14 protein-coding genes, 1 tRNA gene and 1 other annotated feature are annotated in these 14,243 nt (G+C 64.9%); of the genes, 10 read left to right on the top strand and 5 right to left on the bottom strand.

Annotated features, from left to right (window positions below; translation table 11 throughout):
* Nucleotides 1–42: 42 nt before the first annotated feature.
* Nucleotides 43–116, top strand: a tRNA-Met gene (locus VFZ97_08340).
* Nucleotides 117–328: 212 nt separating this feature from the next.
* On the opposite strand, the gene VFZ97_08345 is transcribed toward VFZ97_08340, so the two are convergent.
* Complete coding sequence (locus tag VFZ97_08345) at nucleotides 329–1,465, bottom strand: hypothetical protein (GenBank protein ID HEX6393437.1); 1,137 nt, start codon at nucleotides 1,463–1,465, stop codon at nucleotides 329–331.
* Nucleotides 1,466–1,531: 66 nt separating this feature from the next.
* On the opposite strand from VFZ97_08345, the gene VFZ97_08350 reads away from it, so the two are divergent.
* The 3 genes from VFZ97_08350 (at nucleotide 1,532) to VFZ97_08360 (ending at nucleotide 4,442) form a co-directional block, all read left to right on the top strand.
* Nucleotides 1,532–2,790 (top strand): IS3 family transposase gene (locus VFZ97_08350; GenBank protein ID HEX6393438.1). Its coding sequence is split into 2 segments (ribosomal slippage): nucleotides 1,532–1,829 and nucleotides 1,829–2,790, totalling 1,260 coding nucleotides; the frame shifts between segments, so codons are not numbered across the junction.
* Nucleotides 1,816–1,947: a sequence feature (AL1L pseudoknot), on the top strand. Its footprint overlaps the gene before it by 132 nt.
* A 395-nt stretch (nucleotides 2,791–3,185) precedes the next feature.
* The gene (locus tag VFZ97_08355; GenBank protein ID HEX6393439.1) at nucleotides 3,186–3,614 is read left to right on the top strand and encodes a hypothetical protein; all 429 of its coding nucleotides are present in this window, start codon (nucleotides 3,186–3,188) and stop codon (nucleotides 3,612–3,614) included.
* A gap of 171 nt (nucleotides 3,615–3,785) precedes the next feature.
* On the top strand, nucleotides 3,786–4,442 hold the full coding sequence (locus tag VFZ97_08360) for a hypothetical protein (GenBank protein HEX6393440.1): 657 nt from the start codon (nucleotides 3,786–3,788) through the stop codon (nucleotides 4,440–4,442).
* Between the two features lie 73 nt (nucleotides 4,443–4,515).
* On the opposite strand, the gene VFZ97_08365 is transcribed toward VFZ97_08360, so the two are convergent.
* Nucleotides 4,516–4,977 carry a hypothetical protein gene (locus VFZ97_08365; GenBank protein ID HEX6393441.1) on the bottom strand — a complete coding sequence of 154 codons (462 nt, stop codon included), beginning with the start codon at nucleotides 4,975–4,977 and terminating at the stop codon, nucleotides 4,516–4,518.
* A 1,543-nt stretch (nucleotides 4,978–6,520) separates the two neighbouring features.
* On the opposite strand from VFZ97_08365, the gene VFZ97_08370 reads away from it, so the two are divergent.
* Nucleotides 6,521–7,273 carry a hypothetical protein gene (locus tag VFZ97_08370; protein ID HEX6393442.1) on the top strand — a complete coding sequence of 251 codons (753 nt, stop codon included), beginning with the start codon at nucleotides 6,521–6,523 and terminating at the stop codon, nucleotides 7,271–7,273.
* Between the two features lie 16 nt (nucleotides 7,274–7,289).
* Nucleotides 7,290–7,706: a hypothetical protein gene (locus tag VFZ97_08375; protein HEX6393443.1), complete on the top strand. Its 417-nt coding sequence runs from the start codon at nucleotides 7,290–7,292 to the stop codon at nucleotides 7,704–7,706.
* Here the strand turns inward: VFZ97_08375 and VFZ97_08380 are convergent.
* Nucleotides 7,657–8,007, bottom strand: coding sequence for a helix-turn-helix transcriptional regulator (locus tag VFZ97_08380; GenBank protein ID HEX6393444.1), 351 nt, complete (start codon nucleotides 8,005–8,007; stop codon nucleotides 7,657–7,659). The genes VFZ97_08375 and VFZ97_08380 overlap by 50 nt on opposite strands.
* Before the next feature lie 505 nt (nucleotides 8,008–8,512).
* Between VFZ97_08380 and VFZ97_08385 the strand changes: the two genes are divergently transcribed.
* Entirely contained in the window at nucleotides 8,513–9,994 is a 1,482-nt protein-coding gene (locus VFZ97_08385) for an aldehyde dehydrogenase family protein (protein ID HEX6393445.1), read from the top strand.
* Nucleotides 9,995–10,001: 7 nt separating this feature from the next.
* Here the strand turns inward: VFZ97_08385 and VFZ97_08390 are convergent, their stop codons facing one another.
* Nucleotides 10,002–10,400 carry an OB-fold domain-containing protein gene (locus VFZ97_08390; GenBank protein HEX6393446.1) on the bottom strand — a complete coding sequence of 133 codons (399 nt, stop codon included), beginning with the start codon at nucleotides 10,398–10,400 and terminating at the stop codon, nucleotides 10,002–10,004.
* 13 nt (nucleotides 10,401–10,413) lie between these two features.
* Complete coding sequence (locus tag VFZ97_08395) at nucleotides 10,414–11,214, bottom strand: glucose 1-dehydrogenase (protein HEX6393447.1); 801 nt, start codon at nucleotides 11,212–11,214, stop codon at nucleotides 10,414–10,416.
* Between the two features lie 126 nt (nucleotides 11,215–11,340).
* On the opposite strand from VFZ97_08395, the gene VFZ97_08400 reads away from it, so the two are divergent.
* Genes VFZ97_08400 through VFZ97_08410 form a run of 3 tightly spaced genes read left to right on the top strand, consistent with a single transcriptional unit; the run spans nucleotide 11,341 to nucleotide 14,233 of the window.
* Nucleotides 11,341–12,522, top strand: a complete 1,182-nt coding sequence (locus tag VFZ97_08400; protein ID HEX6393448.1) for an amidohydrolase family protein — start codon at nucleotides 11,341–11,343, stop codon at nucleotides 12,520–12,522.
* Between the two features lie 12 nt (nucleotides 12,523–12,534).
* Entirely contained in the window at nucleotides 12,535–13,011 is a 477-nt protein-coding gene (locus VFZ97_08405) for a nuclear transport factor 2 family protein (GenBank protein ID HEX6393449.1), read from the top strand.
* Nucleotides 13,012–13,039: 28 nt separating this feature from the next.
* Complete coding sequence (locus tag VFZ97_08410) at nucleotides 13,040–14,233, top strand: hypothetical protein (protein ID HEX6393450.1); 1,194 nt, start codon at nucleotides 13,040–13,042, stop codon at nucleotides 14,231–14,233.
* The last annotated feature ends 10 nt before the right edge of the window (nucleotides 14,234–14,243 follow it).

The raw sequence follows: 14,243 nt of genomic DNA on the forward strand, positions 1-14,243 counted from the left end.
CTGACCCCTGACTTTCGAGGAGTGATAGATTGACTGTTCCGCCGCGGGGTGGAGCAGTCTGGTAGCTCGTCGGGCTCATAACCCGAAGGTCGCTGGTTCAAATCCAGCCCCCGCCACTACGGGATGATCTCGTTAGGGAGCGTTCCGACATCTCGAAACCCCGTCGGGACATGTGCCCGGCGGGGTTTTTCAATGCAGAGCGCGCTTCACGCCCTTTTGTTGCTTGAGATGTCCGCCCGATCCATGTCTGCCACTGGTGAGGGCTCGTCGCCGGACGCGATGAAGCCGGCCGCCGAAGGCAGCCGGTCTCGACCTTGGGATCGGTTGGTCAGGTGGGTGGGCTTTCGCTGGCGATGATCTCGCCGGTGGTCGGGTCGATCACGTCTTTCCAGGTTCCTCGCCGGCGTTTGGGCTGCTTGGGTTTGGCTTGCTCGGCCGCTCGCCTCTTGGCGCGGTAGGAGCGGATGCGGTCGAGGTTGAACCCAGCGATGGTGAAGCCGAACAGGACGGTCATTTTGGTTTGGCCCATAACGCGTATGAACCCGCGGGCGAGGTCCGCGAAGGTTCCTTTGAGGGCGGCGTTGACCGATTCGACGACTTGGCGTCGTCCCATGGAGAGCCGCCACGCGGTTGTGCCGAAGGGGATCCGTTGCCACCAGGGAAGGTCTGCGGGCATGGCGGTGAGGATCCCGTCGCAGCAGGCGCTACATCCTTGGTCGACCGGGACGAGCGGGATGGTCTTGGACTTGCGCATGGTGATTGGGAACTGTCGGGCTCGGAGGAGGCCGGCGCAGAAGGGACACCGCCACCGGGTTGCGCCGTCGGTGTCGGGGCCGGCGTGGCGGACCATCCGCCATCGGGCTCGCCGGTTGAAGTCTTGCTCGTGGGCGAGTTTGATTTCTTCGCCTGCCCCGCGTGGTGGCATGGGCAGGTCGCGCAGCTCGTTTGGGAGCAGGTTGGAATAGAGCTGGCCGTCGAGTAGCAGCGCGTCGCCGCTGAAGGGGCGGGTGCCGCGCTGATGGGTTACCGGTTGGAAGGTTTGGTGGATGCCGGCCTGTGCGAGCTTGTGATGGGTCGTTCCTGGGGTGCAGAGGCTGTAGCCAGGGTCCCATACGACGTCGTCGAGAGCAGCGCCTGCACGTTTGGCGGCAACCAGGTCGTCGACGATCGCCCTTCCGCGGTGGCTGCCCGCGGGTGTGAGAGAGAAGCAGGTGATGACACCGGGGACCTCGCCGGAGAGGGTGATCTTGTCGATGTAGTTGGTCCATTTGACGTCGCGTGCTTGGACGGCGAGGTGGAGTTCGTATCCGACGTAGGGTCCGGCGGAGCGGCTGTTGGTCGCTGATCGGTGACCGGCTCGGGCGTCGGGGTCGACGGTGTACTGCTTGCGTCCGTCGGCACCGACACCGAGAACCTTGGCTCGGCGGGCCGGTTTCTTCGGCTTGGGAACAGCGCGGTCGTCCATTAGCTGGGTTTGGGCTGAACCGCCCTGGGTCCACCGGAGGCTCTGTTCTCACAAGGAGACTGAGCTATGCCCGCAGCCAGGAAGTACGAGCAGGAGACCCGTGACCGGGCGGTCCGGATGTATGAGGACCGACGCCGCGACTATCCGGAGGAGTCGCTGTTGCAGGCCCGCCGGCGTGTCGGTGAGCTGTTGGACATCCCTCAGGACACGTTGAGGGGCTGGATCGAGCGTAAGGAGATCGACGCCGGCGAGCGTCCGGGAGTGCCGTCGGCGACGGAGGCTCGGGTCAAGCAGCTCGAGCGGGAGAACGCCGAGCTGCGCCGGGCGAACGAGATATTGAAGACCGCGTCAGCGTTTTTCGCCCAGGCGGAGCTCGACCGCAAACTGCACTGATTGTCGCCTACATCGACAAGTTTCGGGATCGCTTCGGAGTCGAGCCGATCTGCCGGGTGCTCTCCGAGCACGACGTGCCGATCGCTCCGAGCACCTATCACGCCCGCAAGGCCTGCCCGGTCACCGAGGCCGATCTCGCAGACGCCTATATGGCCAACGCAGCGCTGGACGTCTGGCGGGCGAACCGCAGCCTGTATGGGGCCGACAAACTGGCGACCGCGATGCGCAACGCCGGCTATGACGTCGGACGCGACCAGGTCGCCCGGCTGATGGCCATCGTCGGGATCTGCGGCAACATTCGGGGGAAACACCGCACCTGGACGACCCGCTCCGACCCCGCCGGGGCTCGTCATCCCGACCTGATCAACCTGGCATGGTCGACCCCGACCCGGCCCGACCAGTGGTGGGTGGCCGACTTCACCTACGTGTGGACCCTCGCCGGGTTCGCCTACGTGAGCTTCGTCACCGACGTGTACTCCAGAAGGATCCTCGGCTGGAGAGTCTCGACGTCCAAGACCACCCCGCTGGTCATGGCCGCCTTGGAGCAGGCTCTGTTCACCCGACGCCGGACCGATGTGCGTTTCACCTCGACAGGACTGGTGTTCCATTCCGACGCGGGATCGCAATACACGTCTCTGGCCTTCACCGAGGCCCTCATCGACGCCGGCATCGCCGGGTCGATCGGCACCGTCGGCGACGCGCTCGATAATGCGCTCATGGAATCCACCATCGGGCTCTACAAGTCCGAGCTGGTCGAACACGACCGACGCCGCTCCTGGAGCGGCCAGGCCGAACTGGAACGAGAGACCGCCAGCTGGGTCCACTGGTATAACTCGACCCGTATCCACCACTCGATCGGCAAGATGTCCCCCGTCGAATACGAGCAGCAGTACCGTCACACCAACCTCACCAACCCCGGCGAGGTTGCCTAAACCCAGCCTCCATCAGATCCAGGGCGGTTCACTTCGGGCGTCGGCTCCCGCCCCTCCGCCGGCTTTGCCGGCTACGGGTTGGGCTCGAGGCAATTGGGCAGGACGTCGCGCGGGTCACGAAGTTAACGAGCTGCGCTGCCAGCTTGCCCTGCTTGGTGAAGAGATCGGACTCCCGGCAACACTGGCCGGTGGGGTCGGGACGTTATGCGCGGACGTTCGGCGTCGTGGGCAACTCATAGCGGCAGCGCCCGAGCCGTCGATCTGCTCGCTTCTAGCTAAGTGAGCGGTGCTTATCTCGTGGACGCAGATGAGGAAATCGGTCGCTCATCCCGACGTCGGCCTGTGGGAGACTCTGCCGCACCGCACGTGCTTGAAACGTCGCCGCAGGAGGACCCTTGAGCGTAGACAACCCCGCTGGGTTGAGTGTGCGGCGGGAGCGCGTCCGTCGATTTGCCGTTTGGAGCTATGGCGTCGTGGCCTTGGGTTATCTGCTGTTGTTCTTCGCGTTTCTCGACGGCGGTATCGGAGGTTTCGGACCCAACTTCGAGGGGTTCGCCGACGCAGTAGCAAACGGCGTCCTGTGCGGGGCCGTCTGGCTACTCGCAACGCACCTACCGCTACCCTTATCCAAGGGCCTTCGATCTTCTCTCGTACTGGTTGCCACGGCGGAGGTGCTGATGGGAGTCGGGAACTTTGCTCTGGCGAGCATCGAGGCGACAAGCTTCGCTGGGCTCTCCCTGATCGTCATCGGGATCGGAAATCTCCTCTTCGCTGGGGCGATCCTGTACGGGGTGGGTTCCACTACAGACGATCAGGCGGTGTAGATAGCCGGGAGTGGACATCAAACCAGCAGAACACCGGCTCATTCTTGAGTCGCTTTCTGAGTTTGAAGGGGAAGTAATCGGTCGGGGCGTTGATCGCAGCCATGTCAGTGACGGCGAGTGATGTAGCGCCTTGCTCCGGCGGCGGGCTCGGAGATCGGACAGGATTGACGTGTGGTCCAGCCCAGTTCGAGGGAAACAGCCCGTCGATTCCGTCAGACCTTCGGTCTCGACGACAGCGATGAGGCGATGGACTACGCCGCCACTTTCGATCAGATCAGTAACGGTCACGGAGTTCCGCTGAACCCAGAAGAGTTGGCCGATCTGGACGAAAGGTCTCGCCAACAGGACGAGCAAGGACCTTTCGCCGAGGTAGCTGCCTCGCTAAGCGAGGTTCTGGGTGGCGTGTGGAAGGATCAGCGCCGGCGGGGGGAGTACGTCATCATGGCCCTTCCCTCACTGTCAGCGACGGAACTGGGGCGACTCATTGCCGCCCTCCCGTCCGGGGCCAGGTACCGAGTCGAGTCTGCAACAGTGTCAGAGGCGACTATGCGGGCCTGGGTCATCCGCCTTACCCGGTCATTGATGCTCAAGACCGATCGGAACGACCTCACGGAGCGAATCGAACAGCTCGGGCTAGAGGTCTCGACGATTCAGCCAGACGTTCCAGTGAATCGGCTCGTCGTGTATCTCACGAGATCCCCCTCCCAGCCGGACCTGGATGACGCTTGGGACTATGCCGTCGAGGAAGGCGAGGCTCCACCGAGGACCTACACCACTTTCGACGTACGACCGAAGGCCCAGCCTCGAACCATCTCGAGTGGCACCTGACCGCTCATAACGATCACGCAAATGGTTACGTTCACGCGTCAAGCCCCGCGACCGAGTCGGCGATCCGCGCCGCTCAGTCGTAGTAGCCGGGCCGAGCCACAAGGACTGACTCCCAGTAGACCGGCAGGCCATCTGGCCCCTCCGGGCCGCCATCACGCCAGAAGGAAATGAGAAGGTCCGGTGCCGTATATGCCCGCCCGCCCTCTTCGGCGTGGAGGCGCACCCCAGCTCGAGTCAGGAGTTCAACCACGGTGTCAGCAGGCTCAGCGAACAGGTTGACCCCTCCAAATGTCACCTGGTCCGTTGTGGGGTCGGTGGGACGGGCGAACTCGATCGCATCCGCCATACCTGCGGAGTCGGAATACACGAAGATTGTGACTCCATCACCTCTGGCAACCCAACCGGGCGGGGCTTCCGGGGTTCGCTGGAACTCCTCGATGTCCCCGTAACGCCAGAGGACCTCGGCAACCGCCGACAGGGTGACGCCCAGCCGTATGTCCAACACACCATTCGGTGGCTCAAGCACGAACTGCACGAGTTCATGTCTATCTCAGAGCGTGCAGATCGTTCCGTCCCGAGCGCCCTTGGACCAGGTCCGAGCATCGCCCGATGAGCGCGGAGTCGGCGCTCGGCTCGCCGGGCCCGGCACAGCGGACGCTGCGCGGTGGGGTGCAGAATGTTCGCCTCACAGCCGCTGCACCGGGATGCCCTCTACTCGCGGCAGGAGAGTCGTTATCTGCATGACCAGGTTGGAGCGATATCAAAACCATGCCATTCGTATACGTGTGCTCTTGTACGGCTGAGTCCCAGAAGACGAGTAAAGGACTGTCCAGCTCTCTTTCGTTCGATCTATGGCCCCAATGATCTGACCCTTGCTCACAAAGCCTGTGGAACCGGACGCGCCGCACACGTATGTGATTCCGAGATCCGCTTGAAAGTCGTGCGTACCGGTGTTGTAGTAGCAGACAGTACCGCTCGATAGAAGAACGGCCAGGGGTCACGGCTCGAAATGGGATCGGGCGCGTTGATATCCTCGCTTCTCGGCTTGGTCGGCGGCGTAGTTTGGACTTCCCAAACCGCTCGTTTCCGAGGGTCGGCGGGACAGATCACATTGGTAGGACCTGGTGGCTCGTCCGCGACGAAACACGGATCGTATATGTAGTTTCCGGCGAAGCACCTGAAAGCGTCGAAGCGCATCGACGACAAAGAGGGATCACACGTCCCTGCTGAAACGCTGAGCACACGAACCGGAGATGTGGCTGCAACATCGATCGAGACGACAGTTGGTGGTGCCGGGGTTGTATTCTCCATCAACACATATGTGAACCAGGCGATGGCCCCAGTTCCTCCCGCGATCGCCAGGCCCAACAATCCGAAAACGACCTGGAGTCGAGTCGCCGTGTCTTTCTTTGAGATTGCGCGGCTCTTGGTCGATGATGCCCGAGGATCCGGTTTGCCGGCTCCTCGTACGATCTTGTCGGCCAGGCGCACCTTGAACCGTACCGCCCCCAGACAACCGATCGTGCAGAGATCGCGGCACCGCTCCCATGCCATCAAGAACCGAAAGCAACCCACCTGCCAAGGCGAAGGAGCCCTCGCTCGTAGGAGAATTGTTCGCATCTCATAGCGGGATCGTGTCGGCTGCGGCGAATCTGGTGGACACAAAGCATTAGGTCAGAAGAACTGTGACCCAAAGAGTCCGCAACCTGAACCGGCAAGGCTCTCATAGCCTTCTCCGGCGACCAGTCCGGAACATCTGTCGGGTAACCACCGATATTCGAACTAGGTCATCGGGTTCACCACACTGGGGTTGTTGGCATTTCGCAGGACATGCCGTCTGGATAACGGCTCAGCAGCCAACGGACCCTCATCGGGCTGCGGTGCCGCCGATGTGTCAGTAGTCAATTACGGATTGACAGATCCCGCGATCCAAGAGGACCGAGTGCCCAGGCTAAGAATCCAGCCGCGTGGACCCCGATATGAGCCAGCTGGTAGATGCCGACGCCTCCGACAGTAGAAGTTATTGCCGAGATCGGTAACTTACTGCTAGGTTTACGGTCAGCCAGTAAGGAGCAGGAATGGCTTCGCCCGCGTACAGGTTCACGACATTCGACCTCAATAGCTGTGTTGAGCTGGCGCGGATTGTCCAAGATAACGGTGGGCGGCTCTCCTCTGCAGAACTCGCGAGACTCGCCGGCTACCGGAGCGACAACAACGGCTCGTTCAACACTCGTCTGGCAAACGCGCGATTGTTCGGTTTGCTCGACGGCCCGTCTTCGGCCCTGGAACCGAGCCCCCGGCTCCTCGACATCATCCATCCGGATTTCCCGGCGACTGAGAGTCGTGCCCGTATTGCTGCCTTCGAAGCCGTACCCCTCTTCCACGCCGTCCTCGAGCAGTACCACGGTAGGCCGCTCCCTGACGAAGGGGGACTACGGAACGCTCTGACAACCCGCTGGCAGATCACACCTGAGAAGGCCCCAGCCGTTCTCGCGCGGCTCATGGATTCGGCCGAACAGGCAGGGCTCTTTCAAGTTGCGGGCAACCGTACGACGATGATCCGACCGACTATCCACGAGCCGTCGCAGGGCCGGCCAGCCGCAAGAGACGACATCCGGCCGGCCGTCCCGGAGCCGATTGGGGTGCCGGGACAAGTAGGAACGCAAAGCGGCGCTCGAGGAAACAAGGTCATCGATGGAGCACTCGACCTGCTGCCCTCAGACCAGACCTGGGACGAGGACAGTCTGAAGCTGTGGCTGCATTTCTTCGAGGATGCGCTGAGGCTGTACTACAAGCTGCCGAGGGGATCCTCAACCCCTGCCACGGATTGAGGCGAAGGGGACCTCCGTGCCTGATCCGTGGCAGATCCACTTCTTTCGCCGTCATCAAGACGATGACCCTTCGACGACGTCCACTCCAGCAGTGGACTTCCTAGACAAGGTTCCAGACAAGGTCGCCGCGGAGATCCAGGCCGTCCTCGAGGCCGTGGCAGACGCTCCACCGCCTTCTTTCGCCGGAGGCGGCAAATGGGAAGCCATGCATGACGACATGGCCGGCTTCTACGAGGTCAGGGTTCAAGGTGCCGGAGCCAATCACCGTCTGTTCTGCCTTCTAGAACGCAACGCGGATGACCTCGGTGGCCCTTCGATCGTCTGCCTGGGCGGACTATCGAAGCCCGCACGATCGGCAGCCGACCCACGTGAGTATCGGAAGATCAAGCAGTACGCCGCCGAGTTCGCGAAGCGGCGGACGGTCCTTCGGTAACTGGTGCGTAGTCGGCCACGACCAGTTCTATCGACAGCGCGCTGGCGAGAGCAATGAACGTCGACAGGGTGGGATTCGCCGAGGCGGAGCTCAGCAGTCGTCGAACAACCTCGGGCCTCATTCCCGCTCGCCGAGCGAGTTCCGCCTTCGACAGACCGAGTTCAAGGCGCCGTTGTTCTAGTGCACGGATCAGGCCGTCGGTGGCAGCGATTCGGTGACGCGCTTCATCGAGGGCGCGGCTGTACTCAGGGCTGCGCTTCGCTCTGGCATCGAAGTATCTCTGCGCTCCGGTTTTCGCCATGGCTACAGCGTAACATATATGTCACGCTCCTGAAGGAAGACTACTTGTGGAGACCAGGGCCGATAAGTGGTGGAGACTGTCGTCCCGAACACACGTACGAGCAGGTCAGCGAGTTTCGTGATCATCCCACCAACTAGTACCAACCAAGAAACCGAAGGTCGGAGCCGGTGCGAGAGCACCGGCTCTTCTGTTTTCCGAGTCGGTTTGACAGCGTTTTGACAGCGGACTTCTCCCATGTTCTGGCGCGGGTGGCGGTTGAGACACGGGAAGTCCGTGCTGGCGAGGCTTCCGGAACGAGGGACCGCGTCTTCGCAGAGGTCGGCCATGTCGTTAATGCAGCCGAACACGTTGCGATCACTTTGCTGACGGTAGGCCTGGCACCTCGGCGTACGGGTGCCGACCTCTGGCCACCGCACAGCCCCAGGTTTCGTCACCTCTTGCCTGGGTCGGTCACCAGCAGTATCGTTCTGAGGATAATAATCATCATCAATTAGCCGAGGTCAGCATGAGCCAGCGAGACAGTTCCGGCCGCGACGCCAGCGCTTACGTCGACGGCAAATGGGTGACCGGGGATGGCCAACCGTTCGAGGTCGTAAACCCGTCCACCGAAGAAGTCCTAGCCACCGTTCCTTCGCTCACGGTCGCCCAAGCCGACGAAGCGGTCGACGCCGCCCGCCGCGCCTTCCAAGACGGGCCGTGGCGGGAAGTCGGACCGCGGGACCGCAGCCGGATGCTCCACCGTCTGGCCGACCTGCTCGAGCGGGACTTCGAGCAGCTGGTGGATCTGATGATCGACGAGATCGGGACGCCCCGGATGGTGGCGGAGTTCATGCAGGTCCCCTTCCCGATCCGCAACTTCCGCTGGTACGCCGCCGCGGCCGCCGGCCTGGCGAGCGGGCCCGACCAATCGTTGCCGACCACCGCCGCGGCCGACGGCTCCGCCACCCTGCTGACACGGGAACCGATCGGCTTGGTGCTCGGCCTCACGGCCTACAACTTCCCGCTCAACCTGGCCGCCTGGAAGCTCGGTGGGGCGCTGGCCTCGGGCTGCAGCATCGTGCTGATGTGCTCGCCCAAGTCAGTGCTCAGCACCACGGCGCTGGCCCGCCTGGTCGAGGAGGCCGGCTTCCCGCCCGGAGCGTTCAACTTCGTCTACGGACCGCCAGACGTAGCCGAGCACCTCTGCTCCCACCCGGCGGTGGACTTCGTGACCTTCACTGGTTCGGCCGTCGTCGGCCGCCGCATCGTCGAGCTGACCGCGCCCACCCTGAAGCGGGTGGTGCTGGAGCTCGGTGGGAAGTCGGCCGACGTGGTACTGCCCGGCGGCGACGTGCAGGCGCTGGCCGCCTCCTGCGTGAGCGGTTGGGCCGGCAACGCCGGCCAAGGTTGCAGCTCGCTCACCCGCACCCTTGTGCACCGGCCCGACTATGAGGCCTACCTCGACGCCGCGGTCGAGGTGGCTCGTTCGATGGGCTGTGGCGACCCCCACGATCCCACTACCGTGGTCGGACCGCTCATCTCGGCATCCCACCGCGACAGCGTGGCCGGGTATGTCGACCGGGCCGTCGAAGAGGGCGGCCGGGTCCTGACCGGGGGCCGGGCACCGGAGTCGCACCCGAAGGGGTTCTTCTACGAGCCGACCATCGTGACCGGCGTCGACAACTCGGCCGAGATCGCCCAGCAGGAGCTGTTCGGTCCGGTGAGCGTGGTGCTCCCCTACGACTCGGTCGATGAAGCGGTCGATCTGGCGAATGACAGTATCTATGGACTCGCGGCAAACGTGTGGGGACCGACGGCCCAGGCCATGGCTGCGGCCCGGCGCATCCGGGCCGGGACGGTCACGATCAACGGCGGCGGGCCCATGTTGGCAGACCACCCCTGGGGCGGCTACAAGCAGAGCGGCCTCGGGCGCGAAGGCGGGGTGCTCGGCTTCGCCGAGTTCTTCGAAGCCAAGCACATCGTCTGGCCTCTCGACCCGCCGGGCTGACGGCGGGTCAGGCCAGATCCCACTGGGGCAGGACGACCCCGTCGACCCTGTCGGCCCGGTCGAACCGGACCCGTACCGGATGCCCGACACCGGGCGAATGGCGGCCGTCCAGACGACCGACCAGCCGCACGCCTGGTACCGAATCGAGCTCCACCAGGAGGACGGTGTAGGGCACCGGAAAGGCCGGGTGCACCTGATGCTCCACGACCGTCCAGGAGTAGACGGTGCCGGTCGTGCCGGCCGGCTCCCAGCGGCCATCCCCGCATTGGCAGTACGGGCACACCGGGACCGGTACGTGGAGGGCGGCGCCGCATCCTGCGCAGCGCCGGATGGCGAGCACACCCTGGGCGGCGGCCTCGAAGAAGCCGCCCGTGTCCCGGTCGTCGACAACCGGAACGACCGGCACCACCGGCTTACCCTCAGGCACCGGCGCCCGCCCCGAGCACCCGCTCGCCCGGGAAGACGCCGGGATGGGAGATCCCCTGACCCCCGTCAACCCGGACGACTGACCCGGTGGTGAAGGTTGCCGACTCCCCCGCGAGGTACAGGGCGGCTCCGATGATCTCGTGCGGGCGGCCCGCCCGGCCCAGAGGGTAGGCCCGTGTCATCTCAGCCAGGCGATCCGGATCCCAGTCCCGCGCGATGTCGGTGAGGAACGGTCCGGCCATGATCGTGTTGACCCGCACCTTCGGGCCGTAGGCGAGTGCGAAGCCGGAGGTCAGGGCGTCCAGCCCGGCCTTGGCCGCCGCGTAAGGCAGCTCGTTGGGCGTCGGGCGGATGGCCGCCACGCTGCTCACGTTGACGATGGCGCCGCCCTGCCCTTCGGCCATGCGGCGGCCGACCAGAGCGCTCAGCCGGAAGGGGCCTTTGAGGTTGACTCCGATGACCTTGTCGAAGAGCTCCTCGCTGACCTCCATCAGGCTCGGGTACAGGGGGGCGATACCGGCATTGTTGATCAGGACGTCTATGCGGCCATGGGCGTCGTACACCGCCGCGACCAGGTCGTCGAGGTCGCCCCACCTACCGACGTGGCAGGCGTGGGCGCTGTGCACCGCGCCGCTCGGGGCCGGCAGCTCGGCCACCAGCGTCTCGCAAGCTTCCAACTTGCGGCTGGCCACTGCCACCGAGGCGCCCGCTGCGGCGAAGGCCTGGCTCATCTCGCGCCCGAGGCCGCGGCTACCTCCCGTGACGAGGACAACTCTTCCATGGAAATCGCCCATCACCCGACCGTAAATCCTGATAAGGGATTTGTCAACTCTTCCTTATATTCATCATAAGAAATAGCTTGCTCGCTCGGATGGCCCCTGCTACCATCAACGGGCAGGCACCACTCGGGGAGGGACCAGATGCTCAGCGCCGCCGATGTCGATCGGTACCGGATCGTCGACACCGATTCCCACGTCGTCGAGCCTTACGACCTGTGGACGTCGAGGCTGTCGACGGCCAAATGGGGGGACAAGGTCCCCCACGTCCGCTTCGATCCCGAGCTGCAAGAGGACGCCTGGTACTTCGGGTCGGAGCGGATCTCGGCCGCTGCCGCGGCGGCGCAGGCGGGATGGAAGGAGTACCCCCCGGACCACCCCCCAACTTTGTCCGTGGTCGACCCCGCCACATGGGACCCGGAGCTGCGGCTCGAGTGGATGGACACCCACGGCATCTGGGCCCAGGTCCTGTACCCCAACGTCGCCGGCTTCGGCGCCGGGCGCTACCTGGCGATCGGCGACCACGAGCTGATGCTGGCGTGCGTGCAGGCCTACAACGACTTCCTCGTCGACTACGCCTCGGCCGACCGCCGGCGGTACGTGCCGATCATGGCCATCCCCTTCTGGGACCTCGACGAGTCGGTGCGTGAGATCGAGCGCGGCGCGGCGCTGGGCCACAAGGGCATCATCATGAGCGGCGAGCCGGGATTCTGGAGCCTGCCCAAGCTGACCGAGCCGTACTGGGACCGGCTGTGGGCGGCCGCCCAGGACACCGAGCTGTCGATCAACTTCCACATCGGATCGGGCGACATGTCGCTCTTCGAGTCCGTGTACGAGGGGAGCGGGCGGCATGCCAACTACGCCTCCTTCTCCATGCAGTTCGGCATGAGCAACGCCAAGGTCATCGCCCTGCTCATCACCGGCGGAATCTGCCACCGCTTCCCCCGCCTCAACTTCGTGTCGGTCGAGAGCGGCGTGGGCTGGCTGCCCTTCGCGCTGGCCGGCCTGGACTGGCAGTGGAAGAACTGCGGGGTCCCGCTGGAGCATCCGGAGTACGACTTGTTGCCGAGCGAGTACTTCAAGCGCCAGATCTACGGCTGCTTCTGGTTCGAGACCGATACCGCCAAATCAGCCATCGAGCAGCTCGGCCCCGACTGCATCCTCTACGAGACGGACTTCCCGCATCCCACGAGCATGTCGCCGGGGCCGGCCACCTCGGCCATCTCACCGAGGGTGTTCGTTTCCGAAGAGCTCGGCGACCTGTCCGACGACGTGTTGCGCAAGATCCTCCACGAGAACGCCGCCCGCATCTACCACCTCGACTGAAAGGTTCCCGCCATGTCGGTAGTCAAGGACTTCGAGGCCCTGCAGGACCGGCTCGACATCACGGACACGATCTATCGCTACGCGTCGTGCATCGACCGCCGGGACATCGCCGGCGTACGGGCCGTTCTGGCCGATGACATCTGGGCTCAGTACGGAAACGCCGAACCCATGCGGGGCGGTGACACGGTGGCCTCTTGGATCGACTCGGCCACCGCCGACTGCATCTGGCAGCACCACCTGTTGAGCGTCTACCACGTGGATCTCAACGGCGATGTCGCCGACGCCCTCGTCTACCACACCTCCTATCAGATGATGGCTGCCACCCCGGACCTGGTCAACGTGTTGGTCGCGCGCTACCACAACAAGCTCCAGCGAACCGAGGACGGTTGGCGCATCAGCCGGCTGGTGTTCGAGATCCTCTGGGGCGAGCAGCGGCGGGACGGCACCGGGTTCCTCGAGTCGGTGGGCGGGCGGGGCCCGACCCTCTGAGCGCTCGACCCCGCTGACTCTGATCGCAATGAAGGCCTTCCCCCACCGGGACCGCTGCGCCATCTCGGGGATAGGAGCCACCGCCTACTCCCGCGACTCGGGCCGCAGCGACCTGGCCCTGGCCTCGGAAGCCAGCCTGGCCGCCATCGCCGACGCCGGCCTGAAGCCGAGCGACATAGACGGCATCGTGCGTTGCGATATGGACCTGGTCCGGGGTAACGATCTGGTCCACACCCTCGGGATCCCCGATCTCACCTACGTCGGCGAGGCCGGCCCCGGCGGGGTGGCCCCGTGCGCCATGGTCGGCCAGGCGGTGGCCGCCGTCCTGGCCGGGCTGGCCACCAATGTCCTCGTCTTCCGCTCGCTCAACGGCCGCTCGGGTCGCCGCTTCGGGCAGGGCGCGGCCGGTGGCGGCTCGGACTCCCACGCCGTGGGCGGCAGCGGCACCTTCGACGAGCTCTTCGCACCGTACGGCCTGGTCACCCCCGGCCAGATCTTCGCCCTCATCGCCCAGAGGCACATCGCCGACTTCGGCACCACCCCCGAGGATCTCGGCACCGTCGCGGTGACCTGCCGGGCCCGGGCCAACGCCAACCCGGCGGCCCAGATGCACGACCGGACCCTGTCCATCGACGAATACCTCGGCGCCCGCATCATCTCAGACCCGCTCCGCCTGTTCGACTTCTGCCTGGAGACCGACGGCGCCTGCGCCGTGGTGGTCACCACAACCGAGCGGGCCGCCGACGGTCCGCATCCTCCGGCGCTCATCCGGGCCGTGGCCCAGGGAAGCCTGTCCCGCCCCCAGCCTGGCATCCAGTTCCCCGTCCTCATGCGGGAGTCGATCACCACGCTGCCGGCGCAGCCCACCGCTCGGACCCTGTACGAGCGGGCCGGCCTCGGCCCGGAGGAAATCGACGTGGCCCAGCTATACGACTGCTTCACCATCACGGTGTTGATGCAGCTCGAGGACTTCGGCTTCTGCAAGAAGGGCGAGGGCGGGCCGTTCGCCCGCGCCGGGGAGATCGACCTGGGCGGCCGAGTGCCCATCAACACCGGGGGCGGCCACCTCTCCGAGGGCTACATCCACGGCATGAACCACATAGTGGAAGGGGTGCGCCAGATCCGCGGCACCTCGACATCGCAGGTCCCAGGCGCCGAAGTCTGCCTGGTGACCTCTACGCCCCTGCCGCCGGGGAGCGCCCTGATCCTGCGCCGCGGCTAGCTTCCTGCCG

This window comes from Acidimicrobiales bacterium (assembly GCA_036378675.1).
Taxonomy (GTDB): domain Bacteria; phylum Actinomycetota; class Acidimicrobiia; order Acidimicrobiales; family Palsa-688; genus DASUWA01.

Excerpts from the sequence above, each read along its gene's own strand:
- VFZ97_08400 (HEX6393448.1), top strand. The coding sequence starts at position 11,341 with ATGCTCAGCGCCGCCGATGTCGATCGGTACCGGATCGTCGACACCGAT.
- VFZ97_08345 (HEX6393437.1), bottom strand. The coding sequence starts at position 1,465 with ATGGACGACCGCGCTGTTCCCAAGCCGAAGAAACCGGCCCGCCGAGCC.
- VFZ97_08370 (HEX6393442.1), top strand. The coding sequence starts at position 6,521 with ATGGCTTCGCCCGCGTACAGGTTCACGACATTCGACCTCAATAGCTGT.
- VFZ97_08395 (HEX6393447.1), bottom strand. The coding sequence starts at position 11,214 with ATGGGCGATTTCCATGGAAGAGTTGTCCTCGTCACGGGAGGTAGCCGC.
- VFZ97_08405 (HEX6393449.1), top strand. The coding sequence starts at position 12,535 with ATGTCGGTAGTCAAGGACTTCGAGGCCCTGCAGGACCGGCTCGACATC.
- VFZ97_08410 (HEX6393450.1), top strand. The coding sequence starts at position 13,040 with ATGAAGGCCTTCCCCCACCGGGACCGCTGCGCCATCTCGGGGATAGGA.
- VFZ97_08380 (HEX6393444.1), bottom strand. The coding sequence starts at position 8,007 with ATGGCGAAAACCGGAGCGCAGAGATACTTCGATGCCAGAGCGAAGCGC.
- VFZ97_08385 (HEX6393445.1), top strand. The coding sequence starts at position 8,513 with ATGAGCCAGCGAGACAGTTCCGGCCGCGACGCCAGCGCTTACGTCGAC.